Raw genomic sequence first — 17,499 nt, forward strand, 5'->3', positions numbered from 1 at the left:
AAGGAGTGTCGTTTTCGTGGCCATCATCGAACAGGTCGGAGCACGCGAAATCCTGGATTCGCGCGGTAACCCCACTGTCGAGGTCGAGATCGCCCTCGACGACGGCACGCTGACCCGCGCCGCTGTCCCGTCCGGCGCCTCCACCGGTGAGCACGAGGCCGTCGAGCTGCGCGACGGCGGCGACCGCTACCTGGGCAAGGGCGTGCAGAAGGCCGTCGAGGGCGTCCTCGACGAGATCGCGCCCGCCGTCATCGGCCTGGACGCGGTCGAGCAGCGCACCGTCGACCAAGCGCTGCTGGACCTGGACGGCACCCCGGACAAGTCCCGCCTCGGCGCGAACGCCCTGCTCGGCGTCTCGCTCGCGGTGGCGCGCGCCGCCGCCGAGTCCTCGGGCCTGGAGCTGTTCCGCTACCTGGGCGGTCCGAACGCGCACGTGCTGCCGGTCCCGATGATGAACATCCTCAACGGTGGCGCGCACGCCGACACCGGCGTCGACGTCCAGGAGTTCATGGTCGCCCCCATCGGCGCGCCGACCTTCAAGGAGTCGCTGCGCTGGGGCGCCGAGGTCTACCACGCGCTGAAGTCGGTGCTGAAGGCCAAGGGCCTGGCCACCGGCCTGGGTGACGAGGGCGGCTTCGCCCCCGACGTGGCGGGCACCCGCGAGGCGCTCGACCTGATCAGCACCGCGATCGCCAAGACCGGCCTGAAGCTGGGCAGCGATGTCGCGCTGGCGCTGGACGTCGCGGCCACCGAGTTCTACACCGCGGGCAGCGGTTACAAGTTCGAGGGCGCGGTGCGCACGGCCGCCGAGATGGCCCAGTTCTACGCCGACCTGCTCACCGCCTACCCGCTGGTCTCCATCGAGGACCCGCTGTCGGAGGACGACTGGGACGGCTGGGTCGCGCTGACCGACCAGATCGGCGACAAGATCCAGCTGGTCGGCGACGACCTGTTCGTCACCAATCCGGAGCGCCTGGAAGAAGGCATCACCAAGGGCGCGGCCAACGCGCTGCTGGTGAAGGTCAACCAGATCGGCACTCTGACCGAGACGCTGGACGCGGTCGAGCTGGCGCACCGCAACGGCTACAAGACGATGATGTCGCACCGGTCCGGCGAGACCGAGGACACCACCATCGCCGATCTCGCCGTCGCGGTCGGCAGCGGCCAGATCAAGACCGGCGCGCCCGCGCGTAGCGAGCGGGTCGCCAAGTACAACCAGCTGTTGCGCATCGAGGACGCACTGGGCGACTCCGCCCGTTACGCGGGTGACGTGGCGTTCCCGCGCTTCGCGTTCGAGGGCTGACAGCCGCGGTGCGAGCGACGGGCACGGAGGGGCAACCCGCGTGAGCACCGCAATTTGATACAGGGAGCGGCATGACCGAGCGACGTGCGCGTGGGACCAGTCCGGCCGGACGCGGGGACCGCCGCACGTCGCGCGCCGCTCGATCACGCCCGAGGGCGGGCGCGGACACCGAGACCGCGGCCCGCCCCGCCGCGGTCAAGCGCACGCGCAGGCGCGGCGAGACCGCGGAGAAGAAGGCGCGACCGCGCAAGATAGCCCCGCGCGCGGGGGCGGACAAGCACGAGCGCACCATCCTCGGCTTGTCCACCGGCAAGGCGGTGATTCTCGCGGTCGTGGTGTGCGCGCTGGCGCTGACGCTGTCCGTGCCGATGCGCACCTACTTCAGCCAGCGCGCCGAGGCCGCGCAGCTGGCCCAGGAGCGCAGGGAGCTGGAGGCCGATCTGGCCCGGCTGCGGGATCGCCGTGCGCAGCAACAGGATCCGGCCTACATCCGTTCGGAGGCCAGGGACCGGTTGCGGCTGGTGATGCCGGGGGAGACGCCCTACATCGTGCAGGTGCCCGGTATCGAAGCGCCGCCGCGTCCGGCCGCGCCGCCGCGGTCGAAGGCGCCCGACCCGTGGTACACGGATCTGTGGCGCACCCTCTCCGAACCGCAGCCCGCGCCCGCAGCCGAATCGACGACGCCCGCCCCGCCAGGACCGGAAGGACCCAGGTGACCGCACCGACAGACCGCGATCTCGAGATCATCGCCGAACAGCTCGGCCGTGCGCCGCGCGGCGTGCTCGCCGTCGCCTACCGCACACCGGACGGGCTGCCCGCGGTGGTCAAGACCGCGCCGCGGCTGCCGGACGGCACTCCCTTCCCGACGCTGTACTACTTGACCGATCCCCGGCTGACCGCCGAGGCGAGCAGGCAGGAATCGGCGGGCGTGATGCGCGAGATGACCGAGCGCCTCGGCCGCGATCCGGAACTGGCCGCGGCCTACCGCGCCGCCCACGAGAGCTACCTGGCCGAGCGGAACGCGATCGAATCCCTCGGCACCGATTTCACCGGCGGCGGCATGCCCGAACGGGTCAAGTGCCTGCACGTGCTCATCGCGCACAGCCTGGCCAAGGGGCCCGGCGTCAACCCGTTCGGCGACGAGGCGGTGGCGCTGGCCGCCGATCACGGACTGCGCGGCACCGCCATCCCGGCCGACTGGCCGACATATCAGCCCGAGGACGGAGCACACCATGAGTGACCGGGTCGCCGCCATCGACTGCGGGACGAACTCCATCCGACTATTGATCGCCGACGTGCTCGAGAACGGCCGCCTCGCCGACGTGCACCGTGAGATGCGGATCGTGCGGCTCGGCCAGGGCGTGGACGCGACGGGTTCGCTGGCGCCCGAGGCGATCGAACGCACCAGGGTCGCGCTCGCGGATTACGCCGCGATGATGCGGGAGGCCGGTGTCGCGCGGGTGCGGATGGTCGCCACCTCCGCGACCCGCGACGCGTCCAACCGCGAGGACTTCTTCGCCATGGCCCGCGCGGAACTGGGCACCGTGGTGCCTGGCGCGGAGGCCGAGGTGATCACCGGCGACGAAGAGGCGCGTCTGTCGTTCACCGGCGCGATCGGCGAATTGTCCAGCGCGGCAGGTCCGTTCGTCGTCGTCGATCTGGGCGGGGGCTCCACCGAGCTGGTCTTCGGCGACGCGGACGGCGTGCACGCCGCGTTCTCCGCCGACATCGGCTGCGTCCGCATCACCGAGCGCTGCCTGCCCGGCGACCCGCCCGCCGCCGACCAGGTCACCGCCGCCCGCGAATTCGCCACCGAGCGGCTCGCCGAGGCCTTCGCCAAGGTGCCCGTCGAGAAGGCGCACACCTGGGTCGGCGTCGCGGGCACCATGACCACGATCGCGGCCGTCGCCCTCGACCTGCCCGAATACGATTCGGAGCGGGTGCATTTGACCGCGCTCACGCTGGACCAGGTCCGCGAGGTCTGCGACCGGCTGATCGGGATGAACCACGACCAGCGCGCCGCGCTCGGCCCGATGCACCCCGGGCGGGTCGACGTGATCGGCGGTGGCGCCGTCATCACCGAGGTGCTCGCCTACGAACTGTCTCGGCGCGCCAACATCACCGAACTGATCGTCAGCGAGCACGACATTCTGGACGGCATCGCGCTGTCCATCGCCTGATCGGCGTCGGACAACCGCCCGCCTGATCGGCTCGACCGCTCACCCACCCGAAGCGCCGCAGCCGTGAGCCGAGCCCTGCGCAGCTGCGGACTGGCGGCGAAAGCTTTTGGACGGGCGCGGGCCCGGTGCGCGCGGTGCGTCCGGTGCCGGGCGCGGGCCTCGCCGCGCGGGCGCGCATCGGGCGCCTATTCGGCTCGCGCGCGCGGTGATTCGATCAGCAGCAGCGCGGCCGAGCGGAGGTCGGCGCGCGGTCCCTCGCCGTACAACTCGCTGAGCGCGATCTCCGCGACCATCGCGACCAACAGGTGGGCGACGGCCCCGGGATCGGGCCAGCCGATCGCGACGAGGTCGGGTTCGATCGATGCCGCGACGAGCTGGTTGCGGGCGTGCACCTCGTCGAGCAGGTCGGTATCGGTGCGGGATTGGGCGAGAAAGGCTTTCGTCCCCTTGGTCGCGAGGCATGCGTCCAGGTAGGCGACAACGCCGACACGCAACCGCTCCGGTCCGGGTGGCAGATCGGCGATCGCGGTGGCGACGGTCTGCGTCAGCTCGTCGTGATAACGGCGATGCAGCGCGACGACGTAGCTCCGTCGATCCGAAAAGTGATGGTAGAAAGTGCCTTTCGCCATTCCGGCGAGTTCTACGACCGCGTTGATCGATAGTCCGCGCAACCCCTTGTCCTCGGCGACGCTGGCTCCCGCGGTCAGCAGGGCGGTGCGACCTGGCTCGGCCGGACGTGGCATACGGGTCCCTTTCGTCGTCCCTCTATCGCAGATCCTACCGACCCGCTACGGTGTGACCGACCGGTCGGTCACGACGGATCGACGGTACCTCACGAGGAGATCGACCATGCGAATTTCCCGACGATGGATCGCGGTGCTCGCGGCCGCGGTGGCCATGGTGGCGGGCTGGCCCTCGGGTCTGGCCGCGGCCGAGGAACTACCGACCTACAGCTATCTGTCCGGACTCGCCGCCCAGCTCACCGGCCCGAACCAGGCCCCGCCGGGCGCCAACGACTGGTCCTGCCGACCGAGCGACGCGCATTCGAATCCGGTGGTGCTGCTGCACGGGCTGAGCAACGACACCATCACCTGGAACACCCTCTCCCCGGTGCTCGCCGCCGCCGGATACTGCGTCTTCTCCACCACCTACGGCACCGGCCCGCTCGGCCCGATCGGCGCCGTCGCACCGGTCGCGGACAGCGCGCGGCAGATCGCGGACTTCGTCGACCGGGTACTGGCCGCGACCGGCGCGCGGCAGATCGATCTCGTCGGCCACTCGATGGGCGGCGCGATCCCGTTCTACTACCTCAATCACCTCGGCGGCGTGCCGACCATCGATGACTACATCGCGTTGGCCGCGCCGCTGCACGGATCGACGCTCAGCGGCACCGACGCGCTGTTCTCCTCGGTGCTGGACGCGTTCGGGCTGCGCGAGGAGGTCGCCGAGCGGTGCGGCCCGTGTCAGATGTCGCCGGGATCGCCGTTCCTGGACGTGCTCAACCCCGACCCCGCGATCGCCCCGGACATCGACTTCACGACCATCGTCACCCGATACGACCAGATCGCCACGCCGTATACCACCGGCCTGCTCGACGGCCCCAATGTCCGCAACATCGTCCTGCAGGACCTGTGCGCCACGGATTACACCGAGCACTACGAACTGACGGCCGACCCGGTGGCCGTGCGCGAGGTGTTGAACGCGCTCGACCCGGCCGCCGCGCGACCCGCCGATTGCGCGGTGGTGCTGCCCTACGTCGGGCCCGTCGGCCGATAGCGCTCGTCGGCGCGCCCGACGATGAGCGCGGCCAGCCGGTGCAGCGACTCCTGGTTGCGCGGCCGCAGCGCCGCCCGTTGCAATTGGCTCGGCAGCAGCTTGCCCGGCCCGCTCATGGCGTGCTCGGTCATCCGAATGTGCGTGGTGCCGGGCTGAATCTCGGAGAGTTCCAGCAAGATTCGGGCGGATCCGACCGGCCACAGGCGGGCCTCCAGCTCGATCATCCGCGGTGGGTCGACGTCGCGGACGGTGGTGTGGTCGCGCACGTTCAGCGGCCACAGACCGACGCTGTGGTGAATCCGGGTGCCCACATCGGGCCAGCCGGGGTCGACCTGCCTGATGTGGGAGGCCCCGACCACCCAGCTGGAATACAACCAGCCGTCGGCTAGGACGGCGAAGGCCTGCTCGGGGTCGACCGGCACGGTCAGTTCGGCATCCAACATGTGCGCATCGCTTCCTTCCGGCTCCGACTGTCGCGTTGCTGGGATCTCGCTCGTCCGTCTCTTCAGGGTAGGCGGGAACCTCTGCCGTCGCCCGGCAATGCGCCTCCGCTATCCCTGCCGTGGGCAAACGCCGCCCCAACGTGTCGGAACGGGTGAGTTGCTGCACAGTTGCAATTTGTGTCAAGGTGCTGGGCATGTCCCAAGTAGTGGAATCCGAGCGGCCGATCCCGGCTCGGACTCTGTTCGGCCATCCGATCGGGTTGGCGAACCTGTTCGGCGTGGAGCTGTGGGAGCGTTTCTCCTTCTACGGCATGCTCACGATCCTCGGCTACTACCTGTATTACTCGGTGACCGACGGCGGCCTCGGGCTGGCGCAGAGCACCGGCGTCGGCATCGTCGGCGCTTACGGCGGTCTGGTGTACCTGTCCACCGTGCTCGGCGGCTGGATCGCCGACCGGCTGCTCGGGATGGAACGAACCGTCTTCTACGGCGGCGTGGTCGTCATGGCCGGGCACATCGCCCTCGCCGTGCTGCCGGGGCTGACCGGGGTCGGGGTAGGTCTGGTCTCGGTCGCGCTGGGCAGCGGCGCGCTCAAGGCGAACGCCTCCTCGCTGCTCGGCACGCTCTACCCGAAAGACGACGCCCGCATCGACGGCGGTTTCACGCTCTTCTACCTCGGCATCAACATCGGCGCGTTCACCGGACCGCTGCTGACCGGCCTGCTGCAGACCCATCTCGGCTTCCACTACGGCTTCGGCGCCGCCGCCCTCGGCATGGCGCTCGGCCTCACCCAGTACGTGGTCTTCCGGCGCAACCTCGGTAGCGCGGGCCGCGAGGTGCCGAACCCGCTGCCGCGCAGTGCGATCTGGCCCGCCGTCGGTGTGGCGCTCGGTGCCGCGGTGATCGTCGTCGTGGTCTTCGCGACCGGGCTGGTCACGCTGGAGACCCTGCCCGAGGCGACGACGGTGGTGATTGCCGTCGCCTCGCTCGGGTATTTCGCCATCATGCTCACCAGCGCCAAGGTCGCACCCGTCGAGCGCAGCAGGGTGCGGGCGTTCATCCCGCTGTTCCTCGCCAACGCGGTGTTCTGGTCCTTGTTCCAGCAGATCTTCACGGTGCTGGCCGTCTACTCCGACGAGCGGATGGACTGGACCATCTTCGGCTGGACCGCCCCCTCCAGCTGGATCGGCTCGGTGGAGCCGGTGTGGATCATCACGCTCTCGCCGCTGTTCGCGCTGCTGTGGACCAAGCTCGGCAACCGCGCGCCGAGCACGCCGCGCAAGTTCGCGCTGGGCGTCGTCGGCATGGGTCTGTCGTTCCTGCTGTTCGTGCCGCTCGCCGGATTCGACGACAAGTCCGTGCCCGCGTTGGCGGTTCTGGTGATCATGGCCGGGTTCGCTATCTCCGAGCTGTTGCTCTCACCGATCGGGCTCGCGGTCACCACCCAGCTCGCCCCCGAGGCGTTCCGGGCGCAAATGATGGCGTTGTACTTCTTTTCCGTCGGTATTGGTACGTCGATGTCGGGCGTTCTTGCTCGTTTTTACGCCCCTGAGCACGAAGTCGCCTACTTTGGCATCACCGGGGCCGTGGCGATAGCGGTGGGACTGATCGTCGCGGCACTGGGACCGTGGATCAGTCGCTACATGGCCGGCGTCCACTAGCAAACCGGCGGCACCCGGCAACCCCGGCGTCCTGCCTCATCATGTTTAAGGAGAACACGTGGCGATTTCGAGCTCGTCTCGGCGAGATGGCCTATTCCGAACCAAATCCGTCGAGCAATCGATTCGCGATACCGACGAGCCAGACTCGAAACTACGCAAAGATCTGACCGCCTGGGACCTCACCATCTTCGGTGTCGCCGTCGTCGTCGGCGCGGGCATCTTCACCCTCACCGCTCGCACCGCGGGAAACGTTGCGGGACCGTCGGTTTCGCTGGCCTTCGTGTTCGCCGCCATCGCGTGCGGCCTCACCGCGCTGTGCTACGCCGAGTTCGCCTCCACCGTGCCGGTGGCGGGCAGCGCCTACACCTACTCCTACGCCACTTTCGGTGAGCTCGCCGCGTGGATCATCGGCTGGGACCTGATCCTCGAGTTCGCGCTCGCGGCCGCGGTGGTGGCCAAGGGCTGGTCGCAGTACCTCGGGCAGGTGATGGGTACCGGGCCCGCGGTCGTGGACCTCGGGCCGGTCACCTTCGACTGGGGCGCGGTCAGCCTGATCACGGTGCTCGGCGTGCTGCTCGCCGTCGGCACCAAGCTGTCGTCCAGGGTGTCGGCGATCGCGGTCGCGATCAAGCTCGGCGTCATCGCCGTGGTGCTCGTCGTCGGCGTGACCTACTTCGACAAGTCGAACCTCTCGCCCTACATCCCGCCGTCCGAGTCGGGCGCGGGCGGCGAGGGCATCCGCCAGTCGCTGTTCTCCTTCCTGACCGGCGCCGGGAACAGCAACTTCGGCTGGTACGGCCTGCTCGCGGCGGCCAGCCTGGTGTTCTTCGCGTTCATCGGGTTCGACGTGGTCGCCACCACCGCGGAAGAGACCAAGGACCCGCAGCGCAACGTGCCGCGCGGCATCCTCGGCTCGCTGCTGATCGTCACGGTGCTCTACGTCGCCGTCTCGCTGGTGCTCACCGGCATGGTTCCCTACACCGAACTGTCCGGCGATGACGCGACGCTGGCGACGGCTTTCGCGCTGCACGGCGCGGACTGGGCGAAGAACATCATCTCCATCGGCGCGCTCGCCGGCCTGACCACCGTCGTCATGGTGATGTACCTGGGGCAGACCCGCGTGCTGTTCGCCATGGCGCGCGACGGGCTGCTGCCCAAGCCGCTCGCGCACACCGGGTCCAAGGGCACGCCCGTCCGGCTGACCGTCATCGTCGGCGTGGCCTGCGCGGTGCTCGCCGGTTTCGTGGACTTCGGCACCCTGGAGGAAATGGTCAACATCGGCACGCTGTTCGCCTTCGTGCTGGTCTCGCTCGGCGTGCTCGTCCTGCGTCGCACCCGCCCCGACCTGCCGCGCGGCTTCCGCGTCCCGCTGGTGCCGCTCGTCCCGATCCTCGGTGTGCTGTCCTGCCTGTGGCTCATGCTCAACCTCTCGGTCGAGACCTGGCTGCGCTTCATCGTCTGGATGCTCCTCGGCTTCGTGGTCTACTTCGCCTACAGCCGCAGGAACTCCGTACTCGGCAAGAGTCTCGCCGAATAACCCGATCGCCGTGCCCCGCCCATTCGGCGGGGCACGGCGTATCCTGAACCCCCGCCGATCCCACAACCCGAGACCCGCCGCGCCACCAATTCCGGTACAGCCGTACGAGTCGGTAGGCTGACCACACGCCCCTATAGCCCAATTGGCAGAGGCAGTGGACTTAAAATCCATTCAGTGTCGGTTCGAGTCCGACTGGGGGCACGAGACAACTCCCGCATTGACACAGCTCGGGGCACATATGACGAATACCGCCGGATACACTATGAGCCCGCCGCGCGAGGCGGGCGTCCTGGACGCAGGGGTGGGCCGGATCAGGTTGCAACAAAGGAACATCTCACGAAGAACGAGGGTGTTCAGGAGGTCGAGAACGTAAATCTGGGCGGCAAGTTCCCAGACGGGGTTAGTACTCCAGCCGGACTTCGTGATCGATGATGTTGCTGGTCAGCGGGTTGGATGTGGAGCGGCCACTGCGTGATCATGTCGTGTTTGTGTGTGACACAACTGAATTGTCGGTGGCCGTGGCTGTCATCGTAGACCCTGAGCGGTGGCAGCGGGAGTTCGAGGAGTTGACCGGGCGTATCGGTGCCCGATTCGCGCGGGTGGAAACCCGCCGGACCGGCGCGAGGATGCTGGCGGGGATGATGTCGGAGTTGCCGAACAAGAACTGCTGGACGCTGGCCGAACACGCCGGCGACACAAGCCCGGACGCGATGCAGCGTCTGCTGGCGGCAGCGGTGGTCGATTACGACGGTTTGCGAGATGACCTGCGCGACTACGTGATCGAGCATCTCGGCGACGTCGGGGCGGATCCTGGTGGTCGATGAGAGCGGTGGTGTGAAGAAGGGCACCAAGCCAGGCGATGGTGCGTTCGATGACCCACCGGTGACGCCCGAGGTGCTGGCTGGGCTCGAGTCCTTTGGTTGAAACCTCGTCTGTTGCAGCCCCACGCTGCCGCGACTAGGCTGGCCCGTTGGCCTGAGATTGGGGGACGCGTGGCGGGTGAAAATAATACGCCTGGAACAGTTTTCACGATGGTACCGGGCGAGGTGACCGATGCCGGTGTCTATATCCAGCAGGTCGCGGAGTCCCTGATCAACGGGCTCGGCACGCTCGACCGCGAGGTATCGACTGTCCTCGACAATTGGAGCGGTGCGGCCGCAGAGGCGTTCGGGGACGGCTGGACTGAAACCAAGAAGGGTGCCGCAGACGTACTGAACGCCCTTGCGACGATGGGCGAACTTCTGGGCATCGCAAGCAAAGCTGTTGTCGGTCAGGATATCTCGAACTCCGATGCTTTGAGCTCGCTCGACCTACCGCAGTTGAACATGTGATGGACGACTCCCGCGACTTCACCTTCGACATCGATGAGTTGGACCAGCTCATCAGCCGCGCCAATGGATTCATCGGCTTCCTCACCGAAAGCCTCGACGGCATCAACAACCGAATCGCATCCATCCAGCAAAACTGGCAGGGGGCCGCTGCCGACGCTCAAGAGCAAGCCTACCGAGAATGGGCTGCCGGGGCTGCCACGGTAATCGAAGGACTCACCCAGATGTACAACGCCGCCGTCACCGCCCGCGACGCCTACAGCGCGGCAGGGAAGGCCAACTTGAGAATGAGCGGTGGCTGACGCCTATGGCCGCAGTCTCGCCACAGTCCTATGAAAGCGCGGCCACGGCATGCTACGACTTGTCGGAGAAGTTTCAAACCGTTTACGAAACGCCGCAAACCGTACTCTTAGAAACAAATTCGATGGCCGGCGGCTATGAAGCAGTCAAGTCGTGGTCGAAGCCCTACGACGACCGTGCCGCCGCATTGACAATGGTCGCGACCAACTTCGCGCGAGCCCTGCAACACTACGGGGACATACTGACTGCGTCCAGTTACAACTGGAAGGCCGCAGAATACACAGCCAACCGCAATTCCAACAAAGGCGACCCACCGTCATTGCCCACCGGCATCCCGTCCGAGCTACCCTACGGCACGGGCACGGTCGTCGGAATTGCGTCGTCAGGAGCCTATACCAACGGACTTCAGACAGATTGGATCGAACTGCAGGACAAGGTCACCACGCTTGTGGCCGGTGGCCAAGTCCCCGACGGAGATACCGACAAACTCGCACGCGCCGCAACCATGTGGAAGACCTTCGCCAATTCAGACCCTCTCGAATACGGCGTGGCACGACTACTAACCGTTGCCTCCGGGCTGGAACAAGGCTTCGGACCTAAAGTCCCGGACGACATCCCGAACCACACAGCCAACCTCCGCAAGCTCGCAGACAAACTCCGCGAAATCCGCACCGCCGCGCACGACATCGCCAATTCAGTCGAGGCCCACAACACGGCGTTGGCGAAAATGCGCGCGGACATCAATACCCAGTTCGCAGCGGTAGTTGCCGTCACCGCCATATCGATCGGGCGTTCGATGGTGAATGTCAAAGAGCAACCAGCGAAGGAAAAGGCGCCGAGCAAGCAGCAGTCGCCCAACGACAACAAAGTCGAGATAGATATCGACTTCCTCAACGACGCGGCTTGGGCCATAGCCGGGCCCGCCAATACATTCCTCACCACCCTTAGCGCCCTCACTTTCACCACACCCACGCTGACAAACGGCGACCTCCTGGCCATCGTCGAGCTGCCGATAGTTGTCACCACGGTGGACTCGCCAAGACCTGGCCAGCCAGGAACGGACCCAGCATTCAACGGCAAGCAGGAAGCTCAGGAGGTACGTGACCGGCTTGCTGCGAGCGGTCAAACCATAGCGGCTACCCGAAATGTCGCAGTGATCCGCGGTCAGGTCGACGGACAGAGTGTTTCGCTGGACGCGGTGAGCGGAAAGAATTCCCCCGCCGGGACAGTAGGCGTTCCTGACAAAACGATGTTCACACCCGTGTCCGAGGATGGTGATGTTGTACGACCAACTGATTCCGAGTACAAGCTTCTGGAGACTCTCGCTCAGCAACTCAGTCCCGATTCGAAGGGTACCATCGAACTGTATACTGAACGGAAACCATGTAATGCCTGCTTAAGTGTAATAAAACAGTTCGAAGAACAATTTCCCGGAGTGAAGGTAAACGTAACCAGTGAGTAATGACAGGAACTTCGAAGGCATGAAGCACCTGCGTCAAGAATTGTTGGCTTCTGGAGTCGCGTCAGAAGATGAGATCGTGGGATGTTCGGTCAGCGAAATAGAAGATGTATCTTCCAGGGCCGGTTCATTTCGCCTACCGGACCAGTATCTTGCATTCTTACAGGTAATGGGCAGGAGGGCCGGAGAGCTGTTCGAAGGCACCGACATTTTCTATCCCAGATCGCTGGAAGCCCGAGAAGCTGCGATCGATGTCGCCAGTGGGGACGGCGAGTCGCTGTCCCTTGAGAATCGTTTCTTCTTTGGCCATCACCAAGGTTACAAGGTATATTTCTTCGAACCTGAATCCCCGGCAGTATTTACGTATCAAGAAGGTAACCCGGAGGTCAGGATGCTTGCAAAGTCATTGCTGGCGTTTCTCCAACACGCACTGGAGGTGCGGATGTCAGCAGACAAGTGAGAGTCACTTGCCGGTGGGCCGTCACAATTGATGAGACCGCCGTAAATGGCACTTGACTACATGGTGGCAGTCGCAACAGATCGAAGCGTGTCAGAAATCGCCACATTGGTGAACTCGATCCCCCTCTCGGGCGAAATTTCTGATCGGACAACTGCGGATAGCCTCATCGATGGTATTTCGGTTCAACGTGGGTTGTATATTCGCGTAAGCACCACCCGATCTCCAGCCTGGGGAGACCCCATAGAGGAGCGATTCGGATTCAAGCCGACAGTATCGATCTTTTTTAGATTGAATAAGACCGAAAGCCTAGATGCTCAAGTCACCGATATGTTGTTCATCGCGACCAAACTGCTTGCCGCGACATCCGATGACATGATCGTATACTTCTTGGAATCCGGCGATGTTTGGGCGATTCGCCGTGCGGGCAGCCTCGAAATAAATTCAGCGCCCTATATGTGGACACCTGAGCGCACCGATATGCTACACCAATCGTACACCCGTATGTCGTACGCTCTATGAAGCCGAGCGCCAGTGCTGCTTCGTCGGATAGTTGATCACGAGCCGCGGCCCGGTCGTCGCGCCGGTCTGCCACCCTTCCAGCCCTGATCAGGGCCACAAGGACTCTAAAACCGAGCGGTCTCATTCACTGGGGATGGGCCACTCCGACTACCGCGCCTGGGTGTCGGTAACGCGACTCGAGTTTGGATCATGAGTGATCGGGTGGTTGCGGGCATGCAACGGACGATGTGCTTCTGGCTGGAGCCGGCCTGGGGGCACCAGGGTCACCGTGTTCGCCCGGTGCAAATGGGCCGAGGGGTGCCCATGGAAGTTTCGCCCAGGGAATTCGGGGCGCTGAGCAGGGGTGTTTTCGCGTAACGGGGTTCGGTGGACGCCGATGTCACAACCGGATCTCGGGGAGCGAAAGGCGGGCCATGCGGATTTCCCTGAAAAGTGTTGTGGCACTGGCTATCACATTCGGAATGGGAGTGGTAGCCGGTGGTTTCGGTGGCACTGCCGCGGCGGAGCCCGGCGGGTTGAAGTACTGCGCGGTGAGTCAGGGGCGGCAGTTTCAGACGGCGACGCCCGAGGAGGTCGGACTGGACTCGGCGGCGTTGCGCCGGGCGATCGCGGCGGCCGATTCGCCGAATCGGCTGAATTTCAAGGTATTTCGGAACAATTGTCTGATCGCCTCGGGGCCGCGGAACGGGCGGACCGGTGCGGTGCCGTGGAATCTGTGGAGTGCGACCAAGAGCGTGGTTTCGCTGGTCGCGGGCGTCGCCGTGGACGAAGGGCTGCTACGGCTCGACGACCCCATCGACAACTATCTGCCGCCCGGCCTCGGCGATGCGGAACATCGGGCGATCCTCGTTCGGAATCTGCTCACCGAGTCCTCGGGCATAGATGTCGCGGTGGTGTCCGAGGGGGTGACCGGGCTGGTGGAGCTCGATCCCAACGTGGTTGCCCAGGCCTTGGCGATGCCGATCGAGCATCCGCAAGGCACGAAGTGGCAGTACAGCCAGCGGGCCGTCGATCTCATCGCCTACGTGGTGCAGCAGGCGGTTGGCGAGGATTTCCAGGCCTACGCGCAGCGTAAACTCTTCGACCCGTTGGGCATTCGATCCAGCGACTATTACTGGGCGCGCGACCGGAGCGGAAACACCTATGGCTACGCGCATCTGGTGATGGCGCCCGACGATTTCGCGAAACTCGGTCTGCTGGTCGCCGATCGGGGAAATTGGGGTAGCACTCGGGTCGTCTCGGCGGATTACCTGGCGAAGGCTTCGATGCCTTCGCCGTCGCACGAGTGCTACGGCTTCTTGATCGTGGTCAACGGCCCCGGATGCGCGCCGGAATTCCCCGCTTTACCGACCGACGCGGTGAAGATGAGCGGCATGATGCGCCAGGACAACTACATCGTCCCGAGCCTGAACTTGCTGGTCAGCTGGACCGGGTTGACCACCCCCGGCGAGGTCGGCTTCGCGTACGACGTGCTGCGCGCCGTCGCAGGTGCGTTCCGGGAACCGCCGCTGCCCGACCCCGGACCGTACGTCCCGCTGCCCGACGTCAGCATCACCGACCCGATGATGACCAACCCGGACGCCACCCTCGCCGCACTCGGACTGGGTCCCTACGCCTACCCGGGCTGCGACCCGGTCACCTGCCTGGGGAAGCCGTTGCCGCCGCCGTTCGCCGACTGGCCCGCGGGGTGCTTCATCGTCGGCTGCGTTACGCCCACGCCCGGTCGGCGGTAGATATCGGCCGACAACGCGACCGTGAGCCGTCGCACCTCCCGAGTGGGCGAGATGCCGAGCAGGCACGGTCTCCGGGGGTTGGCCTTGCCGTGACCACCGGCACTCGGCGGCGGGGGAACACCCCCGATTGTCGCGGCGTTGCTCCCAACCGGGGCGACGACGAAAGCGAGGACGACCGTGCGGGTCGAGATCTGGACCGATATCAACTGCCCGTTCTGCTACCTGGGCAAGGCGCGGTTCGAGCGGGCGCTGGCGGAGTTTCCGCAGCGCGACGAGGTCGAGGTGTTGCACCGCTCGTTCGAGTTGGATCCGACGTTGCCCGCGGGCGAGACCGGTCCCGTCGTCGCGAAGATCGCGCGTAAGTACGGCATCAGCGAGGCGCAGGCCGCCGCCAACGAACGCGGCATCGGCGCACAAGCCGCGGAACTGGGCCTGCCGTATCTGACCGAGGGCCGCGACTACGGCAACTCCTTCGACATGCACCGTCTCCTGCACTTCGCGCTGGCCAAGGGTCGCCAGGACGATCTGCTCGACGCCCTCTATCGCGCCAACTTCGCCGAAGCGGCGTCCCTGTTCGGCGATGCCGAGCGACTGGTCCGGGTCGCCGTCGCGACGGGCTTCGACGAAGCCGAGGTTCGTGGCGTGCTCGCCGATCCCACCGCCTACGCCGACGCCGTCCGCGCCGACGAACACGAGGCGGCTCGGCTCGGCGCCACCGGTGTGCCGTTCTTCGTGTTCGACAACAAGTACGGAGTGTCGGGCGCGCAACCGTCGGCGGTTTTCGCGCAGGCGCTGGAGCGCGCATGGGCCGATCGCGAACCGGCGTTGCAGATTGTGGGTGACGCGGAGGCGTGCGGTCCCGAGGGATGCGCGGTGCCTGCTCGGGAGTGAATCTTCCGAAGCGGCCTGGTGATCAGCTGCCGCGGTAGTTGCGCAACACGAGCGCCAAGCACCCCGCCGCCGCAACCGCGAGCCCGGTGTACATCGACGGATAACTCCACCCCACGTTCTGATGCAGGAACGAAAGTGCCGCGGGCACACCGAATCCCACGTAACTGACCGAGTAGAAGACCGCCGTGAGCCCCGCGAGGTCATCCGGCCGGGCAATGCGCTCGATCTCCTGCAACCCGGCGACGAGTCCGATTCCATATCCCGCACCGAGAACGGCGGCGGTGCAGATGGTCGCGCCGAGCGTGAGAACACCGGAAGCCCATGTCGCGGCGAGCATTCCGCAGGTGACCAGCGATAGCCCGACCGCTGCGGCGCGCGCGGTGCCGGGGCGGTCGATGCGCCGAGCCACCGACTGGATCGCGAATCCGCAACCCAGCGTGACGACGGTGATCAACGCCGAGAACGCGATGGGCGCGCCACTCACGTGCGGCAGCATCAAGGTCGGCATCACCGCGTAAGCCGTTGCCGCGGAGGTGAACAACCACAATGCCGCGGGCACGGCGATGCACAGGAACCGGCGGTGGCCCGCGGCGGGGATCTTCAGATCGTCGATGAGCCGCTTCGAATCATACTGAGACAGAACCGTTTCCGGCGCACGCGACATCCAAGCGGCGGCGAGAACGCACAGCGCCGCATTGATCAGATAGGTGAGCGAGCCGGGCAGCGGCCCCCACTGCGCGAGCACCCCGGCCACACCCGCCCCGACGGCGAACCCGCCGGTCAAGCTCATCGCCGATCGTCGCGCACCGGTTCCCGCGGGCACCACCGGCCCATGCGGCGGCTGGGAAAGCTCCTTGAGCCAGCTGCTGCCCACCGCCATCGCCAGGCCCAGCGCGACACCGCACAGCACCCGTCCCGCCGCGAGCGCGGGCACCGAATCGGAGCCGACGGCCAGCAGCAAGGAGCCGCCGGCCGCGATCAGCGGCGCGGGCAGCATGAGGCGTCGGCGGCCGTAGCGGTCGGAAAGCGGGCCGCCGATCAGCAGCGCGGGGACGATGCCGAGGACGTAGTAGAAGAGCAGCAGGTCCACCGTCGTCAGCGGAAGGCCGTGGCTCTTGTACATGACCAGCAGCGGAGTGAACTCGTTCCCGCCCCAGGCGATGGCGAACACCGCGGCGGCGACGCCCCACCACAGTCTGGTCGAGGTGGGAGATTCGGTGGGACGTAGAGCGGTCAGGGTCGTCATCACAGGCCCCGTAGTTCCAGCTGGTGCACACCGGCGAGGTGTTCGACCAGCGCCGTGGCGAAACCGTCGACGTCACCGCCGATCAGCAGCTCCGTGAGGCGGACGTGCTGGTCGATGATCCGGTCGATGTCCAGCGGACCGCGGCGCAGGGCGACGCTGTTCATCCGGCGCTGCCGCTCCCGGAGCGAGTCATAGAAGCCGGTCAGCAGCGGATTGCCCGCCGCGACGACGTAGCTGCGGTGGAAGTCGGTGTCCTCGACGGCGAAAGAGTCCAGGTCTCGACCCGCGGCGAGGACGCGTTGCCGATCCAGCGAAGCGCGCAACGACGCCTCCACGGCGCCGGGGCCGGTCGCCACCAGCGTGCGAACGGCCGCGGTCTCGACGACGTACCTGGCGTGCGCGACATGCTCGGCTTCGTCGGGCGGTATCGGCACCACCAGCGCGCCGCGCTTGGGATAGAGCCGCATCCACCCCTCGGTCTCCAGCCGGAGAAACGCCTCGCGGACAGGCGTGCGCGAGGTGCCGAGCGCGGTGGCGATCTCGCCCTCGCTGATCAGCTCGCCACCGGGCAGCGCACCCGACAGGATGCGCTCTTTCACCTCGCGATAGGCGTGCTCGGCCGATGAGTACGTCTTAGACACAAGTTGTATCTTAGGTACGCAC

Annotated in this window: 19 protein-coding genes and 1 tRNA gene; 16 read left to right on the forward strand and 4 right to left on the reverse strand. The window is 66.3% G+C overall.

What is annotated here, in order from left to right; all coding sequences use genetic code 11:
* Positions 1-16: 16 nt before the first annotated feature.
* The 4 genes from eno to AB0H49_RS12045 all read left to right on the forward strand — a co-directional run bounded on the left by eno (position 17) and on the right by AB0H49_RS12045 (position 3,483).
* Positions 17-1,303 carry a phosphopyruvate hydratase gene (gene eno, locus AB0H49_RS12030; protein ID WP_355002007.1) on the forward strand — a complete coding sequence of 429 codons (1,287 nt, stop codon included), beginning with the start codon at positions 17-19 and terminating at the stop codon, positions 1,301-1,303.
* Positions 1,304-1,374: 71 nt separating this feature from the next.
* Positions 1,375-2,019 carry a septum formation initiator family protein gene (locus AB0H49_RS12035; protein ID WP_357250341.1) on the forward strand — a complete coding sequence of 215 codons (645 nt, stop codon included), beginning with the start codon at positions 1,375-1,377 and terminating at the stop codon, positions 2,017-2,019.
* Positions 2,016-2,543 (forward strand): DUF501 domain-containing protein, encoded by a 528-nt coding sequence (locus tag AB0H49_RS12040; protein ID WP_357250344.1) that lies wholly within the window; start codon positions 2,016-2,018, stop codon positions 2,541-2,543. The genes AB0H49_RS12035 and AB0H49_RS12040 overlap by 4 nt, the downstream gene beginning before the upstream one ends.
* A complete protein-coding gene (locus AB0H49_RS12045; RefSeq protein ID WP_357250347.1) occupies positions 2,536-3,483 on the forward strand; it encodes a Ppx/GppA phosphatase family protein in 948 nt (315 codons plus the stop codon). The genes AB0H49_RS12040 and AB0H49_RS12045 overlap by 8 nt, the downstream gene beginning before the upstream one ends.
* Positions 3,484-3,668: 185 nt before the next feature.
* On the opposite strand, the gene AB0H49_RS12050 is transcribed toward AB0H49_RS12045, so the two are convergent.
* Entirely contained in the window at positions 3,669-4,226 is a 558-nt protein-coding gene (locus tag AB0H49_RS12050) for a TetR/AcrR family transcriptional regulator (protein ID WP_357250350.1), read from the reverse strand.
* A 106-nt stretch (positions 4,227-4,332) separates the two neighbouring features.
* Between AB0H49_RS12050 and AB0H49_RS12055 the strand changes: the two genes are divergently transcribed.
* Positions 4,333-5,259 (forward strand): alpha/beta fold hydrolase, encoded by a 927-nt coding sequence (locus AB0H49_RS12055; protein WP_357250353.1) that lies wholly within the window; start codon positions 4,333-4,335, stop codon positions 5,257-5,259.
* On the opposite strand, the gene AB0H49_RS12060 is transcribed toward AB0H49_RS12055, so the two are convergent.
* Positions 5,235-5,702 (reverse strand): SRPBCC family protein, encoded by a 468-nt coding sequence (locus AB0H49_RS12060; protein WP_355002001.1) that lies wholly within the window; start codon positions 5,700-5,702, stop codon positions 5,235-5,237. The two genes, AB0H49_RS12055 and AB0H49_RS12060, sit on opposite strands and share 25 nt — an antisense overlap.
* 194 nt (positions 5,703-5,896) lie before the next feature.
* Between AB0H49_RS12060 and AB0H49_RS12065 the strand changes: the two genes are divergently transcribed.
* The 11 genes from AB0H49_RS12065 (at position 5,897) to AB0H49_RS12115 (ending at position 15,590) form a co-directional block, all read left to right on the forward strand.
* The gene (locus AB0H49_RS12065; RefSeq protein ID WP_357250357.1) at positions 5,897-7,363 is read left to right on the forward strand and encodes a peptide MFS transporter; all 1,467 of its coding nucleotides are present in this window, start codon (positions 5,897-5,899) and stop codon (positions 7,361-7,363) included.
* Positions 7,364-7,421: 58 nt separating this feature from the next.
* Positions 7,422-8,900, forward strand: coding sequence for an amino acid permease (locus AB0H49_RS12070; protein ID WP_355001999.1), 1,479 nt, complete (start codon positions 7,422-7,424; stop codon positions 8,898-8,900).
* Between the two features lie 127 nt (positions 8,901-9,027).
* Positions 9,028-9,101 (forward strand) — tRNA-Leu (locus AB0H49_RS12075).
* Positions 9,102-9,328: 227 nt separating this feature from the next.
* Positions 9,329-9,724, forward strand: coding sequence for a hypothetical protein (locus tag AB0H49_RS12080; protein WP_357251029.1), 396 nt, complete (start codon positions 9,329-9,331; stop codon positions 9,722-9,724).
* A 207-nt stretch (positions 9,725-9,931) separates the two neighbouring features.
* Positions 9,932-10,231 carry a WXG100 family type VII secretion target gene (locus AB0H49_RS12085; RefSeq protein ID WP_357250361.1) on the forward strand — a complete coding sequence of 100 codons (300 nt, stop codon included), beginning with the start codon at positions 9,932-9,934 and terminating at the stop codon, positions 10,229-10,231.
* Positions 10,231-10,530 carry a WXG100 family type VII secretion target gene (locus tag AB0H49_RS12090; protein ID WP_357250364.1) on the forward strand — a complete coding sequence of 100 codons (300 nt, stop codon included), beginning with the start codon at positions 10,231-10,233 and terminating at the stop codon, positions 10,528-10,530. Before AB0H49_RS12085 ends, AB0H49_RS12090 begins: the two co-directional genes overlap by 1 nt.
* Positions 10,531-10,535: 5 nt before the next feature.
* Positions 10,536-11,990: a deaminase domain-containing protein gene (locus tag AB0H49_RS12095; RefSeq protein WP_357250367.1), complete on the forward strand. Its 1,455-nt coding sequence runs from the start codon at positions 10,536-10,538 to the stop codon at positions 11,988-11,990.
* Positions 11,983-12,447 carry an SMI1/KNR4 family protein gene (locus tag AB0H49_RS12100; protein ID WP_357250370.1) on the forward strand — a complete coding sequence of 155 codons (465 nt, stop codon included), beginning with the start codon at positions 11,983-11,985 and terminating at the stop codon, positions 12,445-12,447. Before AB0H49_RS12095 ends, AB0H49_RS12100 begins: the two co-directional genes overlap by 8 nt.
* A 45-nt stretch (positions 12,448-12,492) precedes the next feature.
* Complete coding sequence (locus tag AB0H49_RS12105; RefSeq protein WP_357250374.1) at positions 12,493-12,966, forward strand: SitI3 family protein; 474 nt, start codon at positions 12,493-12,495, stop codon at positions 12,964-12,966.
* A 461-nt stretch (positions 12,967-13,427) separates the two neighbouring features.
* Positions 13,428-14,699 (forward strand): serine hydrolase, encoded by a 1,272-nt coding sequence (locus AB0H49_RS12110; RefSeq protein WP_357250377.1) that lies wholly within the window; start codon positions 13,428-13,430, stop codon positions 14,697-14,699.
* Positions 14,700-14,876: 177 nt separating this feature from the next.
* Positions 14,877-15,590, forward strand: coding sequence for a DsbA family oxidoreductase (locus AB0H49_RS12115; protein ID WP_357250380.1), 714 nt, complete (start codon positions 14,877-14,879; stop codon positions 15,588-15,590).
* Positions 15,591-15,612: 22 nt separating this feature from the next.
* Here the strand turns inward: AB0H49_RS12115 and AB0H49_RS12120 are convergent, their stop codons facing one another.
* Together AB0H49_RS12120 and AB0H49_RS12125 are read right to left on the reverse strand one after the other, a co-directional pair.
* Complete coding sequence (locus AB0H49_RS12120) at positions 15,613-16,836, reverse strand: MFS transporter (protein ID WP_357250383.1); 1,224 nt, start codon at positions 16,834-16,836, stop codon at positions 15,613-15,615.
* Positions 16,836-17,477 (reverse strand): GntR family transcriptional regulator, encoded by a 642-nt coding sequence (locus AB0H49_RS12125; RefSeq protein WP_357250386.1) that lies wholly within the window; start codon positions 17,475-17,477, stop codon positions 16,836-16,838. The genes AB0H49_RS12120 and AB0H49_RS12125 overlap by 1 nt, the downstream gene beginning before the upstream one ends.
* Between the last annotated feature and the right edge of the window lie 22 nt (positions 17,478-17,499).

Source organism: Nocardia sp. NPDC050713 (genome assembly GCF_040654315.1).
Classification (GTDB): domain Bacteria; phylum Actinomycetota; class Actinomycetes; order Mycobacteriales; family Mycobacteriaceae; genus Nocardia.